Origin of the sequence: Salipiger abyssi (genome assembly GCF_017311415.1) — a bacterium.
Classification (GTDB): domain Bacteria; phylum Pseudomonadota; class Alphaproteobacteria; order Rhodobacterales; family Rhodobacteraceae; genus Salipiger; species Salipiger abyssi_A.
Genome location: NZ_JAEKIS010000003.1, coordinates 40,292 through 60,364, shown reverse-complemented (window position 1 = coordinate 60,364; position 20,073 = coordinate 40,292). Strand labels below are relative to the sequence as shown.

17 protein-coding genes and 1 pseudogene are annotated in these 20,073 nt (G+C 67.5%); 11 read left to right on the top strand and 7 right to left on the bottom strand.

Annotated elements, in window-relative coordinates:
* Positions 1-48 precede the first annotated feature (48 nt).
* Genes I6N89_RS05380 through puuE form a run of 3 tightly spaced genes read right to left on the bottom strand, consistent with a single transcriptional unit; the run spans position 49 to position 3,020 of the window.
* Positions 49-537 carry an ureidoglycolate lyase gene (locus I6N89_RS05380; protein ID WP_207017500.1) on the bottom strand — a complete coding sequence of 163 codons (489 nt, stop codon included), beginning with the start codon at positions 535-537 and terminating at the stop codon, positions 49-51.
* The gene (gene alc / locus I6N89_RS05375; protein ID WP_207017183.1) at positions 537-1,556 is read right to left on the bottom strand and encodes an allantoicase; all 1,020 of its coding nucleotides are present in this window, start codon (positions 1,554-1,556) and stop codon (positions 537-539) included. Before alc ends, I6N89_RS05380 begins: the two co-directional genes overlap by 1 nt.
* Positions 1,557-1,595: 39 nt before the next feature.
* The gene (gene puuE / locus I6N89_RS05370) at positions 1,596-3,020 is read right to left on the bottom strand and encodes an allantoinase PuuE (protein ID WP_207017182.1); all 1,425 of its coding nucleotides are present in this window, start codon (positions 3,018-3,020) and stop codon (positions 1,596-1,598) included.
* A 133-nt stretch (positions 3,021-3,153) separates the two neighbouring features.
* Here puuE and uraH point away from each other — a divergent pair, with 133 nt between their 5' ends.
* The gene (uraH, locus tag I6N89_RS05365; RefSeq protein WP_076700107.1) at positions 3,154-3,513 is read left to right on the top strand and encodes a hydroxyisourate hydrolase; all 360 of its coding nucleotides are present in this window, start codon (positions 3,154-3,156) and stop codon (positions 3,511-3,513) included.
* Positions 3,514-3,759: 246 nt separating this feature from the next.
* Here uraH and I6N89_RS05360 read toward each other — a convergent pair whose 3' ends face one another.
* Positions 3,760-5,883, bottom strand: a complete 2,124-nt coding sequence (locus I6N89_RS05360) for a DEAD/DEAH box helicase (RefSeq protein ID WP_207017181.1) — start codon at positions 5,881-5,883, stop codon at positions 3,760-3,762.
* A gap of 219 nt (positions 5,884-6,102) precedes the next feature.
* Between I6N89_RS05360 and smpB the strand changes: the two genes are divergently transcribed.
* The 8 genes and pseudogenes from smpB to I6N89_RS05320 all read left to right on the top strand — a co-directional run bounded on the left by smpB (position 6,103) and on the right by I6N89_RS05320 (position 13,308).
* Complete coding sequence (gene smpB / locus I6N89_RS05355; RefSeq protein ID WP_207017180.1) at positions 6,103-6,576, top strand: SsrA-binding protein SmpB; 474 nt, start codon at positions 6,103-6,105, stop codon at positions 6,574-6,576.
* An 86-nt stretch (positions 6,577-6,662) separates the two neighbouring features.
* On the top strand, positions 6,663-7,520 hold the full coding sequence (gene sseA, locus I6N89_RS05350; RefSeq protein ID WP_207017179.1) for a 3-mercaptopyruvate sulfurtransferase: 858 nt from the start codon (positions 6,663-6,665) through the stop codon (positions 7,518-7,520).
* Complete coding sequence (locus I6N89_RS05345; protein WP_207017178.1) at positions 7,520-8,704, top strand: aromatic amino acid transaminase; 1,185 nt, start codon at positions 7,520-7,522, stop codon at positions 8,702-8,704. Before sseA ends, I6N89_RS05345 begins: the two co-directional genes overlap by 1 nt.
* Positions 8,705-8,924: 220 nt before the next feature.
* Complete coding sequence (locus tag I6N89_RS05340; protein ID WP_236016454.1) at positions 8,925-9,632, top strand: putative nucleotide-diphospho-sugar transferase; 708 nt, start codon at positions 8,925-8,927, stop codon at positions 9,630-9,632.
* Between the two features lie 65 nt (positions 9,633-9,697).
* On the top strand, positions 9,698-10,693 hold the full coding sequence (gene deoC, locus I6N89_RS05335; protein WP_207017177.1) for a deoxyribose-phosphate aldolase: 996 nt from the start codon (positions 9,698-9,700) through the stop codon (positions 10,691-10,693).
* A gap of 100 nt (positions 10,694-10,793) precedes the next feature.
* Positions 10,794-11,075: pseudogene (locus I6N89_RS05330) on the top strand (ABC transporter permease); the annotation flags it as partial.
* On the top strand, positions 11,072-12,019 hold the full coding sequence (locus I6N89_RS05325) for an ABC transporter permease (protein WP_207017176.1): 948 nt from the start codon (positions 11,072-11,074) through the stop codon (positions 12,017-12,019). The pseudogene I6N89_RS05330 and the gene I6N89_RS05325, both read left to right, overlap by 4 nt.
* Complete coding sequence (locus tag I6N89_RS05320; RefSeq protein ID WP_207017175.1) at positions 12,019-13,308, top strand: amidohydrolase family protein; 1,290 nt, start codon at positions 12,019-12,021, stop codon at positions 13,306-13,308. The genes I6N89_RS05325 and I6N89_RS05320 overlap by 1 nt, the downstream gene beginning before the upstream one ends.
* A gap of 157 nt (positions 13,309-13,465) precedes the next feature.
* Here I6N89_RS05320 and I6N89_RS05315 read toward each other — a convergent pair whose 3' ends face one another.
* Complete coding sequence (locus tag I6N89_RS05315; RefSeq protein ID WP_207017174.1) at positions 13,466-14,029, bottom strand: HdeD family acid-resistance protein; 564 nt, start codon at positions 14,027-14,029, stop codon at positions 13,466-13,468.
* A 156-nt stretch (positions 14,030-14,185) separates the two neighbouring features.
* On the bottom strand, positions 14,186-15,397 hold the full coding sequence (locus I6N89_RS05310; RefSeq protein WP_207017173.1) for a TsoY family (seleno)protein: 1,212 nt from the start codon (positions 15,395-15,397) through the stop codon (positions 14,186-14,188).
* Positions 15,398-15,544: 147 nt separating this feature from the next.
* Between I6N89_RS05310 and I6N89_RS05305 the strand changes: the two genes are divergently transcribed.
* Positions 15,545-15,925: a hypothetical protein gene (locus tag I6N89_RS05305; RefSeq protein WP_236016453.1), complete on the top strand. Its 381-nt coding sequence runs from the start codon at positions 15,545-15,547 to the stop codon at positions 15,923-15,925.
* Positions 15,926-15,935: 10 nt separating this feature from the next.
* On the opposite strand, the gene I6N89_RS05300 is transcribed toward I6N89_RS05305, so the two are convergent.
* Positions 15,936-16,394 carry a GNAT family N-acetyltransferase gene (locus I6N89_RS05300; protein ID WP_207017172.1) on the bottom strand — a complete coding sequence of 153 codons (459 nt, stop codon included), beginning with the start codon at positions 16,392-16,394 and terminating at the stop codon, positions 15,936-15,938.
* 189 nt (positions 16,395-16,583) lie between these two features.
* Here I6N89_RS05300 and smc point away from each other — a divergent pair, with 189 nt between their 5' ends.
* On the top strand, positions 16,584-20,039 hold the full coding sequence (gene smc / locus I6N89_RS05295) for a chromosome segregation protein SMC (protein ID WP_207017171.1): 3,456 nt from the start codon (positions 16,584-16,586) through the stop codon (positions 20,037-20,039).
* Positions 20,040-20,073: the final 34 nt, after the last annotated feature.

Genomic DNA, 20,073 nt, shown 5'->3' with positions numbered 1-20,073 from the left:
ATGGAGTCTCCGCGGCCTCTTTGCGGGCTTGCGCGGTAGGAGGTGGCCCTAGCTCGGGCCGGTGACGAGTACCGGCTCCTCCAACCAGTGCTCTTCGAGATTCGCGCTGTCGCCGATCCGGTCGACCACCGCGAAACGCCCCGGCGCATGCAGCGGGGTCAGCACCCCGTGCCATGTGCCGCGATGAAAGTTGATGCCCTGCCCGGGCGCCGCGAGAAAGGCGCGGATCGCGCCCGGCACAGGGCCGGGTTCCGCCACGATCACCAGCCAGGGATGCTCGTGCATCGGCAGAAACGCCTGGCTGCCGTCGGGGTGCCGCTCGACCATCTCGAGCGTGTAGGGCAGGCTGCGCGGCTCGGCATCGAAAAGGCTGATACCGGCGCGCCCGCCGGGCCCGAAATCGAGCGCCGCGCGGTCGTGATGCCGCCCGCAGAGCCCTTGATTGATGATCTTGTCCGGAACGCCCGCGACCTCCAGCACATCGCCGAAGGGCGCGAAACCCTCTGCGGTCAGGGGCTCCGCCGCGATCTGCCGCATCATTCCGCCTTGCCGAACAGCCGTAACCGGCTCACCCCGCCATCGGGGTGGATGTTCAGACGCACATGGGTGACCGGGCCAATGTCGCAAATTTCGTCCTTGAACTCGTGCTCGGCATCGGGGCCGACTTTCTGGCGCGGCATAAGCTCTTTCCAGAACATGGAGTCCGTTATAAGCGCGTCGGTCAGCCCGTCGCCGAAATTCTGCATATCTGCGGCGCGCATCGAGACGCTGTCGGGATAATTGCCCTTGAAATGGGCAGTGTCGATCACCGACCGCTCGATCCGGCCGCGCGCGCCAAGTGCGATGATCATCCAGTCATAGCCCGGTTCGCGGCGCCGCCGCGTCTCCCAGCCGTCGCCCATGTCGAGGCCCCGGCCCGGCGCCAGAATGCGGCGATAATCGCCGTAATGCGCATCCGACAGCGCCAGCACCCGACCGCCATTCAGCGCCGAGGCGAGGTCGATATTTCCGCTGGCATTGACCTCGTCGAGCTCGGGCACGCCATAGACCCGCAGCCGCGCCACGCCGCCATCGGGATAGATATGCAGCCGCAGATGGGTCCAGCGCTCATAGCTTTCGCAGCGGAACCAGTGATGCGCCGAGGGGCCCAGCGGCTTGTAGGGCAGGATATTCACCCAGCGGGTCTTGTCGTCGGGCATCTCGCCCGGCGCCAGCACCGCCGCTTCGACCTGACAGGCGGGGGCGTAATTGCCGGTGAAATGCGCGGTGTCCACGTCAAAGCCCAAGATGCGTCCCGCCGCGGCCAGCTTGATCACCGCGTAATCGTGGCCGCCGTCGCGCCGCCGCTGGCTTTCCCAGCCATCCATCCACTTGCCGTGATCGTCGAACTTGCCGTCGATGAAGACGGGATCCTTGTCCGAGAGCATCCGCGCGACCGGGGCAAAGAAATCGTTGGTGGCATAAAGCGCCTGCGCGCCCAGCCCCTCGGAGGCGAGGTTGATGCCTGCGCGGGCAAAGAGCGGCAGATCGGGGTTCAGGGATTCGATGGACGGCATTCTTGGCCTCTTTTTGCAGCGCGACCGGTCCACGCCAGGTTATGTCAGGATCTGGTCCAGCCGCAGGCGCGCAATGCGTTCCACCTGGCGGCAGGCCTCGGCGAATTCCGTGTCGGTATCATTGGCGATGCGGCGCTCGAACGCGCTCAGGATGCTGGCCTTGTCGTGATCGCGCACGGCAATGATGAAGGGGAATCCGTGCTTCTCCATATACGCGGTGTTGAGTTCGGTAAAGCGGGCGCGTTCGGCATCGGTCAGCGCGTCGAGCCCGGCGCTGGCCTGCTCGGCGGTGCTGTCCTCGGTGAGCTGCTTTGCCGCCGCAAGCTTGCCCGCGATGTCGGGATGGGCCTTGAGCACACCCATGCGTTCGTCAGGCGAGGCGCTGCGCAGCACCCGCGCCAGCGCATTGGCAAGCCCCGCCGGGCGATCATGCGCGGGGCCGAGTTCCAGCCCCCAGGCCCGGTCGGCGACCCATGGGGAATGCTCGACGATCTCGCCGAAGGCCTGCACGAAGCTTTCCCGGTCCATCTGCGAGGGGCGAGGCCCCGGCACGGCGGCCGGGGCGGGATGCACGCGGGCCCAGTGGTCCGCGATCTCGATGCGGCGCGGCGTCCACACCCCCTCGAACCTGGCGATATAGTCGAGAAAGCGCGTCAGCCCGGCGATCTTGCCGGGCCGCCCGATCAGCCGGTTATGCAGCCCCACGGACATCATCGCCGCCTTGCCCTCTGCCCCTTCGGCATAGAGCGTATCGAAGCTGTCCTTCAGATAGGTAAAGAACTGCTCGCCCTCGATCCAGCCGGGGCTGACCGAGAAGCGCATGTCGTTGGCCTCCAGCGTATAGGGAATGATGAGCTGCTGGCGCCCGTCCAGCTCCAGCCAATAGGGCAGATCGTCGTCATAGGTGTCGGAGACATAGGCGAATTGCCCGGTCTCGGCGGCCAGCCGCACGGTGTTGTCCGAGCAGCGCCCGGTATACCAGCCGCGCGGCGCCTCGCCCACCACCTCGGTGTGCAGGCGGATCGCCTCGGCGATGGCGGCGCGCTCCTCGTCCTCGGGCATGTCCTTGTGCTCGACCCATTTCAGCCCGTGGCTGGCGATCTCCCATCCCGCCTCCTGCATCGCCTCGACCTGCTCGGGATTGCGCGCGAGCGCGGTGGCGACGCCGTAGATCGTCAGCGGCACATCGCGCCCGGTGAACAGCCGGTGCAGCCGCCAGAACCCGGCGCGGGCGCCGTATTCATAGATCGATTCCATGTTCCAGTGCCGCTGGCCGGGCCATTGCGCGGCGCCGGGAATATCCGACAGGAACGCCTCGGAGGCGGCATCGCCGTGCAGGATGTTGTTCTCGCCGCCCTCTTCGTAATTCAGCACGAACTGCACCGCGATCCTGGCGCCGCCGGGCCATTGCGCATCCGGGCGGTCCGCCCCGTATCCGATCATGTTGCGGGGATAACGCTGCATGGGGCCGCTCCTGCCTTGGGTCGTTGTCATCTTCGGATAATCGCGCTCTAGTCGGGACGGAACCGCAAAGGGCCGCAGCCCGCGCGCAGAATTGCCGCTTTTATTAGCGTCGCCGAAAAAAGGAGCAAGAGAAATGGCCGAGGGCTACCTGACGACCCATGTGCTCGACACCGCACGCGGGGTGCCCGCCAAGGGCGTGAAGATCGCGCTTTACCGGCTCTCGGGCAATTCTCATCGCAAGATCGCCGAGACCGAGACCAACGAGGACGGGCGCACCGACACGCCGATCCTGCCGAAGGAGAAATTCGCGCCCGGCACCTATGAGCTGGTGTTCTTTGCCGGCGACTATCTGCGCGCCAGTGCCCAGGCAGGGGTGGAGCCGCTGTTTCTCGATCAGATCCCGCTGCGCTTCGGCATCTCGGATCCGGAGGCGCATTACCATGTGCCGCTGCTGCTCTCGGCCTATGGGTATTCGACCTATCGGGGGAGTTAAGGTGCCGGAAGGGTGGGCAAATTGCCCACCTTACGCGCCACGGTCGGGTAGCCGCGCCATCGCCGGCCCGTGGGTTGGCGATCAGACCGGAGAACCTCGCGATTTATCCCGGCCACGTCCGAAAGACCTCGACACACTGCGCTGATGTCACCAAATCGCCAGCCCGCCCGAACGGGCCGGCGATGGCGCGGCGGCCTTCGGCCTTGTCCCGCGCCGCTGCCGCGCTCGGACCTGTTCGTAAGTAGATTAGGGCTTCCGGCGCTTCGGCGGCTGCATCCCACCGGCACCACGCTTGCCGCCAGTGCGCGGCTTTGCGGCCTTGCCCGGAGGTGTAAAGCGTTCCGACGGGTTCGAGGCCTTCGCCCGGCTCGCGGGCTTTCCGCCGCCCTTGCCGCCCCCGGAAGGCGCGCCGCCACCGGCTTTGGGCTTGCCGCCACCGAACGGTTTGCCGCCGCTCTTCCCCGACGGTTTCCCCGCATAGGGTTTGCGGTCTCCGCCATGAGGCTTGCGGTCTTTGTCCCTCGGGGTCTGCGACCGCGCCTTGTCCCGCGACGGAGCGGCCTTGTCCCTCGGAGCGTATTCCCTGGCCGGCCCCTTCCCGGACCGGTCTGCCGGCGCCGCGCGCGGCGGTTTCGGCTCGGCGCGGGTCTCCGCGGGCTGCGGCGCGGGCGCTGCATCAGGCTTGCGCGGCGGTTTCGGACGCTCGGCGGCAGACGCAGCCTCGTCCCTGTCGCGCTTCGGCCGCGGCCCGGCGGGGCGGCGGGGTCCGGCACTCGGCGCCGCGGGGCGCCCGAACGACGGCACGCCCTCCAGCCGCTGCGCGGTCACACCATCCTCCAGCGTGCCGCCCTCGCCCAGCGCGTCGGCAAACCGCCCGGCGCTGGCCTCGGCGATCTCCACGAAGGTCTCGCGATCCTGTACGCGGATCGCGCCGATGGCAGCCTTGTCGATCTGCCCGGCGCGCAGCAGCAGCGGCAGCAGCCAGCGCGCCTCGGCGCGGTCATTGCGACCCACCGAAAGCGAGAACCAGGTACTCGGCCCGAAGGGCGCGCGCTCCTTGCGCTCCGGACGGGCATCGGGCGAAGACAGATCCTCGGGCGCCGAATGCCGCGACCGGAAAAGCCGCAGATAGGCGGCCGCGACCGCCTCGGGCGACTGCTCCGCGAGCAGACGCTCCGCAAAGGCGGCCTCGGTCTCGCTCGGCGCCTCGCTCCAGGCAGGATCGGCGAGCAGCCGCTCCTCGTCGCGGCGCAGGATCTCGTCTGCGCCGGGAGCGGTCGTCCACTCGGCCTGAAGCTTGGCGAATTTCAGCAGCCGCTCGGCCTTTTTCACCGATTTCGGCGGCACCACCAGCGCCGAGATCCCCTTGCGCCCGGCGCGGCCCGTCCGGCCCGAGCGGTGCAGCAGCGTCTCGGCATTGCTCGGCAGCTCGGCATGGATCACCAGCTCCAGATTCGGCAGGTCGATGCCGCGCGCGGCAACATCGGTGGCGACGCAGACCCGCGCCCGCCCGTCGCGCATCGCCTGAAGCGCGTGGCTGCGCTCGGTCTGGCTCAACTCGCCCGAGAGGCAGACCACCGCAAAGCCGCGATTGGCGAAACGCGCGGTCAGCCGGTTCACCGTCGCACGGGTATTGGCGAAGACGATGGCATTCTGCGCCTCGTGAAAGCGCAGCACGTTCATGATGGCGTTTTCCACGTCCTGCTGCGCCACGCGCAGCGCCTGATAGGCGATATCCGCGTGCTGGCCCTTGTCAGTCAGCGTCGTCACGCGCACCGCGTCGCGCTGATATTGCTGCGCAAGGGTGGCGATCATCGGCGGCACGGTGGCCGAGAACAGCAGCGTGCGGCGCTCTACCGGCGCCTCGCCCAGCATGAATTCCAGATCCTCGCGGAAGCCGAGATCGAGCATCTCGTCCGCCTCGTCCAGCACCACCGCGCGCAGCCCGGTCATGTCGAGCGAGCCGCGCCGGATGTGATCGCTGAGCCGCCCCGGCGTGCCGACGACGATATGCGCGCCGCGCTCCAGCGCCCGGCGCTCGTCGCGCATGTCCATGCCGCCGACGCAGGAGACCACGCGCGCGCCGGTCTTGGCGTAGAGCCAGCCCAGCTCGCGGCTCACCTGAAAAGCCAGCTCGCGGGTCGGCGCCACGATCAGCGCCAGCGGCGCCGCCGCCGGTCCGAGCGTCTCGGCATCGCCCAGCAGCGTGGCGGCGATGGCAAGGCCGAAACCCACCGTCTTGCCGGAGCCGGTCTGCGCCGAGACCAGCAGATCGGCCTCTTGCAGCTCGGGCCTGGTCACCGCCTCCTGTACGGGCGTCAACGTGTCGTAACCGCGCTCGGCGAGCGCATCGGAGAGGGTCTGGATCATCTGGAAACCGATCTGCGTGGGGCCTGTCCGCGGCGCGTCGCACCGCTTTGCTGACTCGGGACAGGTGAGAAAGCGCTCTCCTAACGCGAACGGCGGCCGCTGTATATGGCCGAATTGGTCTGAGCCACCGGGTTTCCCGGCCCGCCGGGCACAAATATCACGCCCGGACGCGACCCGCCCGTTATGGACAGGCGGCCTGTCAGCGATTACATGCACGCAATGGCCAAACCGAAGACAGACCCGAATTACAAGGTGATCGCCGAGAACCGGCGCGCGCGTTTCGATTACGCAATCGAGGACGATCTCGAATGCGGCATCGTGCTCAGCGGGTCCGAGGTGAAATCGCTGCGCGAGAACACCGCCAATATCGCCGAAAGCTATGCGGCGGTAGAGAATGGCGAGCTGTGGCTGGTCAACAGCTATATCGCCCCCTACGAGCGCGCCATGTTCGGCCATGAGGAGCGCCGCCGCCGCAAGCTGCTGGTGTCCAGAAAGGAGCTGGCGCGGCTGTGGAACGAGACCCAGCGCAAGGGCATGACCGTCGTGCCGCTGGTGCTCTATTTCAACCACAAGGGCATCGCCAAGCTGAAGGTCGGCATCGCCAAGGGCAAGAAGACCGTCGACAAGCGCGAGACCGAGGCGAAACGCGACTGGAACCGCCAGAAGCAGCGCCTGCTCAAGGAACGCGGCTGAGTCCCGCGCCTTCCCCCACGCGCCCTTGTCTTGCGGCCCCATGCGGACTAGAGACGGGCGGATAGTGACTGCCCGGGGAAGACCTCATGTCCCACGACGATCCCAAGCTTCTGGTGTCGACCGACTGGCTCGCCAGGCATCTCAAGGACCCCGACCTGCGCGTTCTCGATGCGAGCATGTTCCTGCCGGGCTCCGACCGCGACGCCAGGGCGGAATACGACGCGGCGCATATTCCCGGCGCGCGGTTCTTCGACATCGACGATGTCAGCGACCACCGTTCCGAGCTGCCGCATATGGTGCCGCCGGTCGAGAAGTTCATGTCGCGCATGCGGGCGCTCGGCGTCGGCGACGGCCATCAGATCGTGGTCTATGACAGCCAGGGCATCTATTCCGCCGCGCGGGTCTGGTGGCTGTTCCGGCTGATGGGGCAGAACGATATCGCCGTGCTCGACGGCGGGCTGCCGAAATGGCAGGCCGAGGGCCGCGAGACCGAGGATCTGCCGCCGGTGATCCGCGACCGCCACATGACCGTGCGCCGCCAGAACCAGATGGTGAAGGACGTGACGCAGGTCTCCTCCGCCGCCAAGCTGCGCGATACCGAGATCATCGACGCCCGCGCCGCCGAGCGCTTTCGCGGCGAAGTGGCAGAGCCGCGCCCGGGTCTGCGCTCGGGCCATATTCCCGGCGCCAAAAACGTGCCCTTCCAGACGCTGATGAATGCCGACGGCACGCTGAAAGACCCCGAGGGGCTGCGCGCGGTCTTCGAGGCGGCGGGGGTCGATCTGTCGAAACCGGCGATCACCTCCTGCGGGTCGGGCGTGACCGCCGCCGTGCTCAACCTTGCCCTGACCCGCATGGGCAAGACCGACCATTCCCTGTATGACGGGTCGTGGAGCGAGTGGGGGCAGTTCCCCACCCTGCCCGTCGCCACCGGAGAGGACTGATGTTCGAGAACCTCAAAGAGCAACCTGCCGACAAAATTCTGGCCCTGATGCAGCTCTACCGCGAGGATCCGCGCGAGCAGAAGATCGACCTTGGCGTCGGCGTCTACAAGGATGCCAGCGGCAACACCCCGATCATGCGCGCCGTCAAGACGGCGGAAAAGCAGCTCTGGGAAGCCGAGACCACGAAAGCCTATACCGGCCTCGCCGGCGATCCGGGCTTTTCCGACGCGATGATCGCGCTGGTGCTGGGCGATGCGGTGCCGCGCGGCAACGTGGCCGCCGCCGCGACCCCGGGCGGCACGGGCGCGGTGCGTCAGGCCTTCGATCTGGTCCGCATGGCCAGCCCCTCGGGCAAGGTCTATGTCTCGGATCCGACCTGGCCCAACCACCTGTCGATCCTCAAGCATATGGGCATCCCCTTCACCCCCTACCGCTATTTCGACAACGAGACGCGGGCGGTGGATTTCGACGGCATGATGGCCGATCTCGCGCAGGCGGGCAAAGGCGACGTGGTGCTGCTGCATGGCTGCTGCCACAACCCCACCGGCGCCAACCTCAACCTGTCGCAATGGCAGGCGGTGGTCGATCTGCTGCTCAAGACCGGCGCCACCCCGATGATCGACATCGCCTATCAGGGCTTTGGCGACGGGCTGGAAGAGGATGCCGCCGGCGTCCGCCTCGTGGCCTCTTCGGTGCCGGAATGCCTGATCGCGGCGAGCTGCTCGAAGAATTTCGGCATCTACCGCGAACGCACCGGCCTCTTGATGGCGGTCAGCAACGATGCCGGGGCGCAGAAGCTCAACCAGGGCACGCTGAACTATCTCAACCGGCAGAACTATTCCTTCCCGCCCGATCACGGCGCGCGGCTGGTGACCATGGTGCTGACCGACCCGGCGCTGCGCGCCGACTGGGCGGCAGAGCTGGAAGAGGTGCGTAACTCGATGCTGGGCCTGCGCGAGCAGCTCGCCACCGAGCTGCAACGGCTGTCGGGCTCGGACCGCTTCGGCTTCATCGCCCAGCATCGCGGCATGTTCTCGCGGCTCGGCGCCTCGCCCGAGCAGGTCGAGACGCTGCGCCGCGATCACGGCATCTACATGGTCGGCGACTCGCGGCTGAACATCGCCGGGCTGAACAAGAGCTCCGTGCCGATCCTCGCCGAGGCGATCGTGAAATCGGGGATCTGATCCCCCTCGCCGGTATCCCGATGGCTGGATACCGGCGCCACGCCCCTGCCTTCTTCTCTTTGAAAATACGCTCTTTCCGGCGCGCAGCGCCGGCACGGCCCCGGGCGGTGCTCTGCAAGAGCGTCCCTAGGACAATCCTGGCCTGCGGCCGATGCCGCAGCATGCGTATTTGGAAAGAGAAGATGCCCCGCCGCGATTTACAGGCGGAGACGGCGCGCGTATGCCGAACACCGCAATGGAGGGTGACGAGATGGCGCAGACATCGCGCGGGGTGGTCTATGTGGCCTGGGGCCGCGACCATGTGGATGTGGCACGGCGCTCGGCGGCCAGCGTCAAACGATCGAACCCGGCGCTCGGCACCGCGATCTGGTGCAAAGAGGGCGACGATACCAGCGGCTTCGATCAGGCGTTCTACATCCCCGAGGGGCTGAAACGGCCCAAGGTGAACGTGCTGGGCGACAGCCCCTATGACGAGACGCTGTTTCTCGACAACGACACCGTCGTGCGGGCGGATCTGGCCTCGCTCTTCGATCTGCTGCGCAAATACGAGATGTGCGGCGCGCAGGTGATCCTCTGGCACCGGCCCCGGCATCTGAAAAAGATCGCGCTCGACCTGCCCGAGACCTTTCCCGAGATCAACACCGGCGTGCTGCTCTATCGCAAGACCGAGCGCGTGAAGGCGTTTTTCCGCGACTGGGCCGAAACATTCGCGGCGAGCGGCATGGGTATCGACCAGCCGTCTTTCCGCGAGGTGCTGTGGCGCTCGGATGTGGATTTCTACGTTTTCCCGCCGCAGTTCAACAAGCGCGTCTTCGAGGCCTCCGAACTGATCTGGTCGGACGCGCCGCGCCCGCGCATTCTGCATCTGGAGCTTCTGCGCCCGCAGAAGAACCCGCTGCTGCGCTGGATCTCCAACCGCATCCGCTGATGCCGCGACGGCCTCTCTTGCCTGCGGGCGAGGGAAGTGCCACCGTCTTTTCCGGAGGATACGATATGGCCGAGACCACCGAAGCGCCCCGCAGCGTCACCCATCTGCCGCAGGCCATGGAGCCGCGCAATCCCGGCATGGCGCTCGACATGGACTGGGTGCTGCGCGCCCGCGCCAACCGCTCGGCCATCGAGCGCCGCGCCGCGACCCTGCCCGGACGGCGCAGCGTCAAGAAGGAGTTCCAGGCCGCCTGGCTGGCGCGCGCGGTCTCCTGCATCGACCTGACGACGCTCTCGGGCGACGACACGCCGGGCCGGGTCGCGCGGCTCTGCGCCAAGGCGAAACAGCCGGTGCGTGCCGATCTGCTCGACGCGCTGGGGCTGCCTGATCTGACCGTGGGCGCGGTCTGCGTCTATCACGACATGATCGCCCCCGCCGTCACCGCGCTGGACGGCTCCGGCATCCCGGTGGCCGCCGTCTCCACCGGCTTTCCGGCGGGGCTGTCGCCCTTCCCGCTGCGGCTCGCCGAGATCGGCGAGAGCGTGAAGGCCGGCGCGCGCGAGATCGACATCGTGATTTCCCGGCGACTGGTGCTGACCGGCGACTGGCAGGGGCTCTACGACGAGATGCGGCAGTTCCGCGCCGCCTGCGGCGAGGCGCATGTGAAGGCGATCCTTGCCACCGGCGAGCTGGGCACGCTTCAGAATGTCGCCCGCGCCTCGCTGGTCTGCATGATGGCGGGCGCCGATTTCATCAAGACCTCGACCGGCAAGGAAAGCGTCAACGCCACGCTGCCGGTGAGCCTGGTGATGATCCGGGCGATCCGCGACTATTACGAGGCGACGGGCTATCGCGTCGGCTACAAGCCGGCCGGCGGAATCTCCAAGGCCAAGGATTCGCTGAATTATCTGGCGCTGATCAAGGAAGAGCTGGGGGATCGCTGGCTGCGGCCCGATCTCTTCCGCTTCGGCGCCTCCAGCCTGCTCGGCGATATCGAGCGGCAGCTCGAACATCATGTGACCGGCGCCTATTCCGCCTCCTGGCGGCACGCGCTTGGCTGAGGCCGGGATTTTTCGAGTAGTTGGAGAAGGGTCTATTCCAGCTAAGGTGTTCTGAGAGAATACTAAGTCGTGTTGATAAAAGGGCTTCCGCTCGTGCGGGCTGGCGGGATGCTCGGAAGTCGCGGGGCTCAAGGGCAACCTGACCTCCGATCTCTCGCCCGGTTTCGGCTATACCGGCATCATCGTCGCCATGCTGGCGCTGCTGCACCCGCTGGGCGTGGTGGTCTCGGCACTCTTCGTGGCTGGGATCTTTGTCGGCGCCGACAGCATGTCGCGCGCCGCCGAGGTGCCGACCTATATCGCCGATATCCTGCTCGCCGCAGCCCTGCTCTTCATGGTGCTGGCGATCCTGCTCACGCGGTTCCGGGTGGTGCGGGGATGAGCGAGCTTGCCGATATTCTGATCTCGGCCAGTTTCTGGGCTGCCGTGCTGCGCATCGCCGCGCCGCTGATCTTCGCCACCATGGGAGAGCTGATCTGCGAGCGTGCGGGCGTGCTGAACCTCGGGATCGAGGGCATCATGGTCTTTGGCGCCTTCGCCGGCTGGGTCACGGTCTATGCGGGTGGCGGGCTCTGGGCAGGCGTCGCGGTGGCGATGCTGGCGGGGATGGGGTTCGGCGCGGTGCACGCGCTGCTGACGGTGCCCTTCGGGCTCTCGCAGCATGTGGTGGGGCTGGGGATCACCATGCTGGCCACCGCCTCGGCCTATTACGCCTATCGCCTGGCGCTGCCCGAGGTCACCAACCCGCCGCGCATCGAGCCCTTTCAGCCGCTGCACATCCCCGGCCTCAGCGATCTGCCCTGGCTGGGCGAGGCGCTGTTTTCCCAGACCGCGCTCAGTTGGGCGGGCTTTGCCTGCGTCGCGCTCACCGCGCTGGTGCTCTACCGCACGCCGCTGGGCCTTGCCCTGCGCGCCGCCGGAGAGAACCCGCAGGCGGTCGAGGCGCAGGGGCTCTCGGTCGCGGCGCTGCGCATGGGGGCGGTGATCGTGGGCTCGGGGCTGATGGCGGTGGGCGGGGCATTCCTCACCATGTCGGCCTTTTCGAGCTTCTTCTTCGAGATGGTGAACGGGCGCGGCTGGATCTGCATTGCGCTGGTGGTCTTCGGCGCCTGGAAGCCGGGCAAGGCGCTGCTGGGCGTGCTGCTTTTCGCCGGGTTCGATGCGCTTCAGGTGCGGCTGCAACAGACCGGGCTGGGGCAGATCGTGCCCTATCAGGTATTCCTGATGATCCCCTATCTTCTCTCCGTCCTGACGCTTATCCTGATGTCGCGCCGGGCCGAGGTGCCCGCAGCGCTCATGACCCCCTTCAACCGCGGAGACCGCTGATGGCCAGCTTCGACATCCTCGTGACAGGCGGCACCCTGCCCGACGGCACCGTCAAGGATATCGGCATCACCGGCGACCGGATCGCCGCCATGGGCGACCTGACCGGCGCCGAAGCGGGCACGGTGATCGACGCCACTGGCGATCTGGTCTCGCCGCCCTTCGTCGATCCGCATTTCCACATGGACGCGACGCTGAGCTACGGCACACCGCGCATCAACGCCTCCGGCACGCTGCTGGAAGGCATCGCGCTCTGGGGCGAGCTGAAGCAGATCGCCACGGTCGAGGAAATGGTGGAGCGCGCGCTCGCCTATTGCGACTGGGCGGTGAGCATGGGGCTCTTGGCGGTGCGCAGCCATGTCGACACCTGCGATGATGCGCTGAAAGGCGTCGAGGCACTGCTGCATGTGAAGGAGGCCGTGAAGCCGTATCTCGACCTGCAACTGGTGGCCTTCCCGCAGGACGGCTTCTACCGCGACCCGACGGCCAAGGCGAACACGCTGCGGGCGCTGGATATGGGCGTCGATGTGGTGGGCGGCATCCCGCATTTCGAGCGCACCATGAGCGATGGCGCCGCCTCGGTCCGCGAGCTTTGCGAGATCGCCGCCGAGCGGGGGTTGCTGGTCGATCTGCATTGCGACGAGACCGACGACCCGCTGTCGCGCCATATCGAGACGCTGGCCTACGAGACGCAGCGGCTGGGCCTTCAGGGCCGGGTGGCGGGCTCGCATCTGACCTCGATGCATTCGATGGACAATTACTATGTCTCCAAGCTGCTGCCGCTGATGGCCGAGGCGCAGGTGGCGGCGATCCCCAATCCGCTGATCAACATCACCCTTCAGGGCCGTCACGACACCTACCCCAAGCGGCGCGGTCTGACGCGGGTGAAGGAGATGCAGAGCTACGGCATCCCGGTCGGCTGGGGGCAGGATTGCGTGCGCGATCCGTGGTATTCGCTCGGCACGGCGGACATGCTGGACGTGGCCTTCATGGGGCTGCATGTGGCGCAGATGACCGCGCCCGACGAGATGCAGCGCTGTTTCACCATGGTGACCGAGGAGAATGCGAAGATCCTGCATCTGGACGAGTACGGGCTGGCCCCGGGCAAGCTGGCCTCGCTGGTGGTGCTGGATGCGGGCTCGGCCATCGAGGCGCTGCGACTGCGGCCCGATAGGCTTTGCGTGATCTCCAAGGGACAGGTTGTGTCACGACAGGCGCGGAACGACGCGCGGCTTTCGCTGCCGGGGCGGCCGGAAAGCGTGCGGCGGCGTCACAAAATCGCGGACGGGTAGGCTTTACGAAGGGCAGATTGCCCACTCTACGCTTGAGCGGTTCCCGGGCGCGGAACAAGGCGAAGCCGCCGCGCCATCGCCAACCCACGGGCCGACGATGGCGCGGCGACCGAGATCCGCGACCGGGGCAGGGCGGACAATCTGCCCACCGCCACTCTCACCGCATCCGCAGCGCCAGCACCGTCATCCCGACACCCGAGCTCAGCAGATCCACCCCGAGGAACAGCCCCAGGAGCCCGGCGGCAGCTTCGGGCATGGCCAGCACGATCAGCAGACCCAGCAGCACGGACACCGCACCGGCGGCAACCAGCCAGCCCCAGCCGGTGCGGTCGCGCAGGTGAAAGCCCAGCCAGATGCGCAGCACCCCCATGGCGAGGAAAAAGCCCGCGATCAGCAGGGTCAGCGAGACGATCCCGGCAAGCGGATTGGCGACGAGCGCAACGCCGAAGACAAGGACAAGCAGACCCAGCAGCCCGGCAACGAGACGCGCCGCGCTCGGACCCTGATATTGGAACGCGATCCAGAGCTGAAGCACACCGCCCAGCACAAAAATGCTGCCAGCGATCGCCACGGCCGTCAGCGACGCCGCAAAGGGATTGAGGAAAGCCAGAACCGCACCGACGATGAGAACCGCCCCCAGCACCAGCAGCCATCGCCAGTCCGGGCCGGTAAAGTGGCGAGACGTCGTCGACGGATCGGGGTTTGAAACATGCCGGGTCATGATGGTCTCCTTTCTCCTGCCGAATTTAACCGCAGTCCGAGGCGACGGTTCCATCACATCGCTGCGACGCGCTGACGCAAGCGGCCCATTCAGCGACAGGATGCCGGATCCGAAAATCCGGCATCCTGTCGCCTGTCATCGAACGGGCTGGAGGAGTTATTCAGCGGGGACCGTGAGCGCCGGAACACGCGCGAAATGCTGCCTGTTGAGCCGCAGCACCAGCCAGATCGCCACCGCCTGCGCCGCCAGCGCCACGCCGGTCAGCAGCCAGTAGGAGAGGCCGAACTTGTCCACCAGGCCGGCGGCCACCAGACCCTTGTTGAGAAAGAATTGCAGCATCACCGACAGTGCCACCGCCGGGCAGACCAGCGCATAAGAGCCCGCCGAGGTCTTCGGCCCCAGCACAAAATCGCGGAAATACCCCTGCGCGCGCAGCACCGTTAGCCCGAGCAACAGGAACACCACCTGCACCGAGAGCAGCCTTGCGAGGAAGATCATCATCTCCGCCGGGTCGCTGTGCACGCCGAAGGTGGCGTGCAGCCCGTGATCCTGACGCATGAACATGATGCCCAGCACCGTCACGATCGGCACGATGATCAGCAGCGTCGGCCCGGCCTCGCGCGCGGTGCCGTAATGCAGCATGGAATTCAGCGCTGTCGCGGCGGCCAGCACCGTGTAGAGGATCGCGGTCACCCCGAGGAAGGTCGACAGCACCAGCGCCGTGCCGACGGTCACCGGGTTGGTGCTCATCGCGGCGGGGGCGGCAAAGCCCACGGCAACCATAGAGATGGCAAAGGCCGGCAGAAGCTGCGCAAAGGAGTTGTGCGCGGTCACGTCGAAGATGCCGCCCTTCGACAGCACCCGGCCCAGAAAACCGCCGAGCTGGCGAAAGGCCAGAACGCCGATCAGCGCGAAGGCGACCATCGCCATGGGAAAGAGATACTCCACCACGCGCCAGAGCCCGGGCACAAAGACCATGCCCAGCACGAAGGCGACATTCACGCTCATCGCGAGCGCCAGCGGCATGGCGAGGACCGAGCTTTCGTTGTTGGACTGGCGCATCTCCTCCCAGGCTCCGGTCTTGCGGAAGGCGGCGAAGGCCCGGAGGTTCCAGATCAGCGACTTGATGTTGAGAAAGGCGAACCCCGCGATCCCCAGCATCGCCACCACGATGGCGATCTGCTGCGGCAACACGCCGTTTGCCCAGGCCGCCGCGATATCCTCGAAGACCGGGACGGGCTGGCCGGGATGCGGCACCCAGAAGAAGAGATACATGAAGAAGGATACCGCCGTGCCGCCCGCGCCCAGCGAGGCGAGGAAATAGGTCGGCGTGTAGGTATCCGCGGGACGGGCGTGCGTCTGGGTCATGACAGCCTCCGTGACAGTCTGATTTCAGAGACCAAATTACATTCTAAAATCAGAATGTAAATTCCCTGCGACAGCCTGTCCCGCGTCGCGGTTAACTGCGTCTTAACCCTCATCGGGCTTTCTGAGGCGATGCGACGCGGGGCGATCTTGGGTGTTCTTCTTCTGGTGGGCTGCGACATGGCAGGCCCGGGCTTTCGCGGCGTGCCAGCCGTGACGCGCGAGGTCGAGGGCTCGCGCTTCACCATCCGGGTAAAGGACCGCGTGGCCGAGGTGATCCGCACCAGCCCGGAATTCCCCGCCCGCTTCGGCCCGATATCCGAACGCGCGCAACTGGCCGTCGCACAGGAAACCGGCTGCGTGCCGGCCTGGGTCACCGGCGATCCGGCGATGATGGTGATGGGGCTGTCCTGCGACGGGGCGCCGGCACCGAGACAGCCGCGCCGCCGCACGATCTCCTGCGAGATCTTCGACGCCTATTATACCGACCGACTGGGCGGCAGCGCCTCGATGGAATGTACGGAATACTGAGCGGGGGCGGCTATGCCTGAACCGGCTTTTCGTAGAACACGCTCGACCCGTTGGCGACATAGCCGCCGAACGGCCCGCAACGGCGATAGCCCTGCCCTTCGTAGAGCGACACTGCGGCGGCGAGCCTGTCGCCGGTCTCCAGCCGCAGCAGCGGCAGCGCCTCTTCCTGAGCGGTGCGCTCCAGATGCGCCAGCAGCCGGCGCGCCACGCCGATGCCCCGCGCCTCGGGCGCCACGAACATGGATTTCACCTCGCCATAGCCCTCGCGCCGCGCCAGCGCCGCACACCCCAAAAGCTCGCCCCCCTCCTCGGCCCCGAAGAAGGTGATGCCCTCGGCGCAAAGCTCATCGACATCGAGATAATGGTTCTCCTCCGCCGGAAAGAGCGCGTTCATCAGCGCATGGCTTTCGGACAAAAGCGCCACGGCGCGCGGATCGCGGGGCGAGACGGGGTGAATGGCAAGCGGCATGGGCAGCTCCTGGCTAGCCTTGAGATGAAACGCGCTAACAGACGTTCCGTCAAGTCAGCACGTTGCGCGAAATTCCGCAATATCTTGTGGATAATAGCCGCTTCACCGCGATATCCAGAGCAAAGCGTTTGACTCACCCGGGCGCCGACCGGCACAGTGGTGGGCAAACCGGAATCAGGGCAGGCAGATTTGCGTTTTTCACGTCTCAGACTGACGGGCTTCAAGAGCTTCGTCGACCCGACGGACCTCGTCATCGCCGAGGGTCTGACCGGTGTCGTGGGGCCGAATGGCTGCGGCAAGTCCAACCTGCTGGAAGCGCTGCGCTGGGTGATGGGCGAGAACCGCGCCAAGGCGATGCGCGGCTCGGGCATGGAAGACGTGATCTTCGCCGGCGCTGCCTCGCGTCCGGCCCGGAATTTCGCCGAGGTCAGCCTCAGCATCGACAATTCCGACCGGCTGGCCCCCGCCGGGTTCAACGACAGCGACCAGCTCGACATCGTGCGGCGCATCACCCGCGACGTGGGCTCGGCCTACAAGGCCAACAGTAAGGATGTGCGCGCGCGCGACATTCAGATGCTCTTTGCCGACGCCTCGACCGGGGCGCATTCGCCGGCACTGGTGCGGCAGGGGCAGATCTCGGAGCTGATCAACGCCAAGCCCAAGAACCGCCGCCGCATTCTCGAAGAGGCCGCCGGCATCTCGGGGCTCTACCAGCGCCGCCACGAGGCCGAGCTGAAGCTGAACGCGACCGACGCCAACCTGCTGCGCGTCGACGACGTGATCGAGCAGCTCGCGGCCCAGCTCGCGCAGCTCGAACGGCAGGCGAAGCAGGCGGCGCGCTACAAGGCGATCGGCGAGGATCTGCGCCGCGCCGAGGGGCTGCTGCTGTTCCGCCGCTGGAAGGAGGCAGACGAGGCGCGCGTGCAGGCCGAGGCCGGGCACCGCGAAAAGGTCACCGCCGCCGCCCAGGCCGAGGGTGCGGCGCGCGCCGCCGCGACCCTACGTGCGCAGAGAGAAGAGGCGCTGCCGCCGCTGCGCGAGGAGGAGAGCATCGCCACGGCGATCCTGCAACGGCTCTCGGTGCAGCGCGACACGCTCACCGATCAAGAAACGCGCGCGGCGGAGACCATCGCCGCCCTGACCCGCCGCATCGAGCAGATGTCCAAGGACATGGAGCGCGAGGCCGGGCTCAACCGCGACGCGGGCGAGACCATCGAGCGGCTCGACTGGGAAGCGCGCGAGCTGGCAAAGGCCGGCGAGGGCCATGACGACCGGCTGACCGAGGCCTCCGAGTCCGCACGCGAGGCGGCGGCGATGCTTCAGGCGCGCGAGGCGGATCTGTCGCAGCGCACCGAGGATGTGGCGCGGCTCGCCGCCCGCCACCAGTCGGCCCACCGCTTCCTCGCCGATGCGCGCAAGACGCTCGACCGCCACGAGGGCGAGGCAGCGCGGGCGCGCGAGGCCGTCTCGGCGGCCAAGCAGACCCTTTCCGGCGCCGCCGAGGCGATGGAGACCGCACGCACCCGCACCGATCAGGCGCAGGCGATGGCCGAGCGTGCCGACAAGCTGCTGACCGATGCCGATGCCGCGCGCGCCGATGCGCAGTCGCGCGAGGCCGAGGCGCGGGCGGAGCGCTCGGAGGCCGAAGGCGAGTTCAACGCGCTGCGCGCCGAGGTCACCGCACTCGCCCGGCTGCTCGACCGCGACACGGCGGAGGGCGGCCAGATCCTCGACCGGCTTCAGGTCGAGCAGGGCTTTGAAAAGGCGCTCGGCGCGGCGCTCGCCGACGACCTGCGCGCGCCCGAGGTGGAGGCCGACGGCCCCACCGGCTGGGCGGTGCTGCCCCCCTACCCCAGCGATCAGCCGCTGCCCGCCGGCGTCACCGCGCTCACCCATCACGTCTCGGTGCCGGACGTTCTGGTCCGGCGCATGGGTCAGATCGGGCTGGTGGAGGCGGATGAGGGTCCGCGGCTCCAGCCGCAGCTGAAACCGGGCCAGCGGCTGGTGAGTGTCGAGGGCGATCTCTGGCGCTGGGACGGCTATCGCGCCTGGGCCGAAGATGCGCCCTCCGCCGCCGCGCTGCGTCTGGAACAGCTCAACAAGCTGGAAACGCTGAAACAGGAAATGGCCGCCGCCACCGCCAAGGTCGATGGCATGCGCGCCGCGCATGAGGCGCTTGTGACGCGGCTGGCGGAGCTGACCCAGGCCGACAAATCCGCGCGCGAGGCCCGGCGCGAGGCCGATCAGCGGCTGAACGAGGCGACCCGCGCAATGAACCGCGCCGAGGCCGACCGCAACATGGCCGAGGGCAAGCTGGAGAGCCTCGCCATGGCGGTGAAACGCCACGAGGACGAGGCCACCGGCGCGCGCAAGCAGCTCACAGAGGCCGAGCGCGCGGTGGCGGAGCTCGGCGATCTGGAAAGCGCCCGCGCCGAGGTCGAGGACATCAAGCTGACCGTCGAGGCGGCGCGGATGACGATGATTGCCAAGCGCTCCGCCCATGACGAGCTGCGCCGCGAGGGCGATGCCCGCAAGTCGCGCGCGCAGCAGGTCACCAAGGAGCTGTCGGGCTGGCGCCACCGGCTGGAGACCGCCGAGAAACGCAGCGCCGAGCTGGCCGAGCGCAAGGGCGCCGCCGAGGCCGAGCTGAAGGAGGCGTCTTCCGCCCCCGCCGAACTGGCGGCGAAGCGCGACGAGCTGAGCCAGGCCATCGCGCAGGCCGAGGCGCGCAAGGCCAGCGCCACCGATGCGCTGTCCACGGCCGAGAGTGCGCTGCGCGAGGCCATCGGCGCCGAGCGTGACGCGGAACGCGCGGCCTCGGAGGCGCGCGAGGCGCGTGCCCGTGCCGAGGCCCGGGTCGAGGCGGCGCGCGAGACGGTGGATTACGCCGCCGAGCGCATTCTCGAAGAGCAGGAGACCACCCCGGCCAAGCTGCTCGACCGGCTGGGCGCCAATGCTCAGGAGATGCAGGGCGCCGAGCAGATCGAGGCAGAGGTCAACCGGCTGAAACGCCAGCGCGATTCGCTGGGCGCGGTGAACCTGCGCGCCGAGGAGGACGCCCGCGAGGTGCAGGAAGAGCACGATACGCTGATCTCGGAAAAGCAGGATCTGGAGGAGGCGATCAAGACGCTGCGCTCCGGCATCGCCTCGCTCAACCGCGAGGGGCGCGAGCGGCTGCTGACCGCGTTCGAGCAGGTGAACAGCAATTTCTCGATGCTCTTCACCCATCTCTTCAATGGCGGCGAGGCCAATCTGGTGATGGTCGAAAGCGACGACCCGCTGGAGGCCGGGCTGGAGATCATGTGCCAGCCGCCGGGCAAGAAGCTCTCGACCCTGTCGCTGCTCTCCGGCGGCGAACAGACGCTGACCGCGCTGGCGCTGATCTTTGCGGTGTTCCTGGCGAACCCGGCGCCGATCTGTGTGCTGGACGAGGTGGACGCGCCGCTCGACGACGCCAACGTGACGCGGTTCTGCGATCTGCTCGACGAGATGTGCCGCCGCACCGAGACGCGCTTCCTGATCATCACCCACCACGCGGTGACCATGGCGCGGATGGACCGCCTGTTCGGCGTGACCATGCAGGAACAGGGCGTGTCCCAGCTGGTTTCGGTCGATCTCAAGAAAGCGGAGAAGATGGTCGCCTGAGCGCCCTGACAGGCGCGGCGTAGCGGCGGGCCCC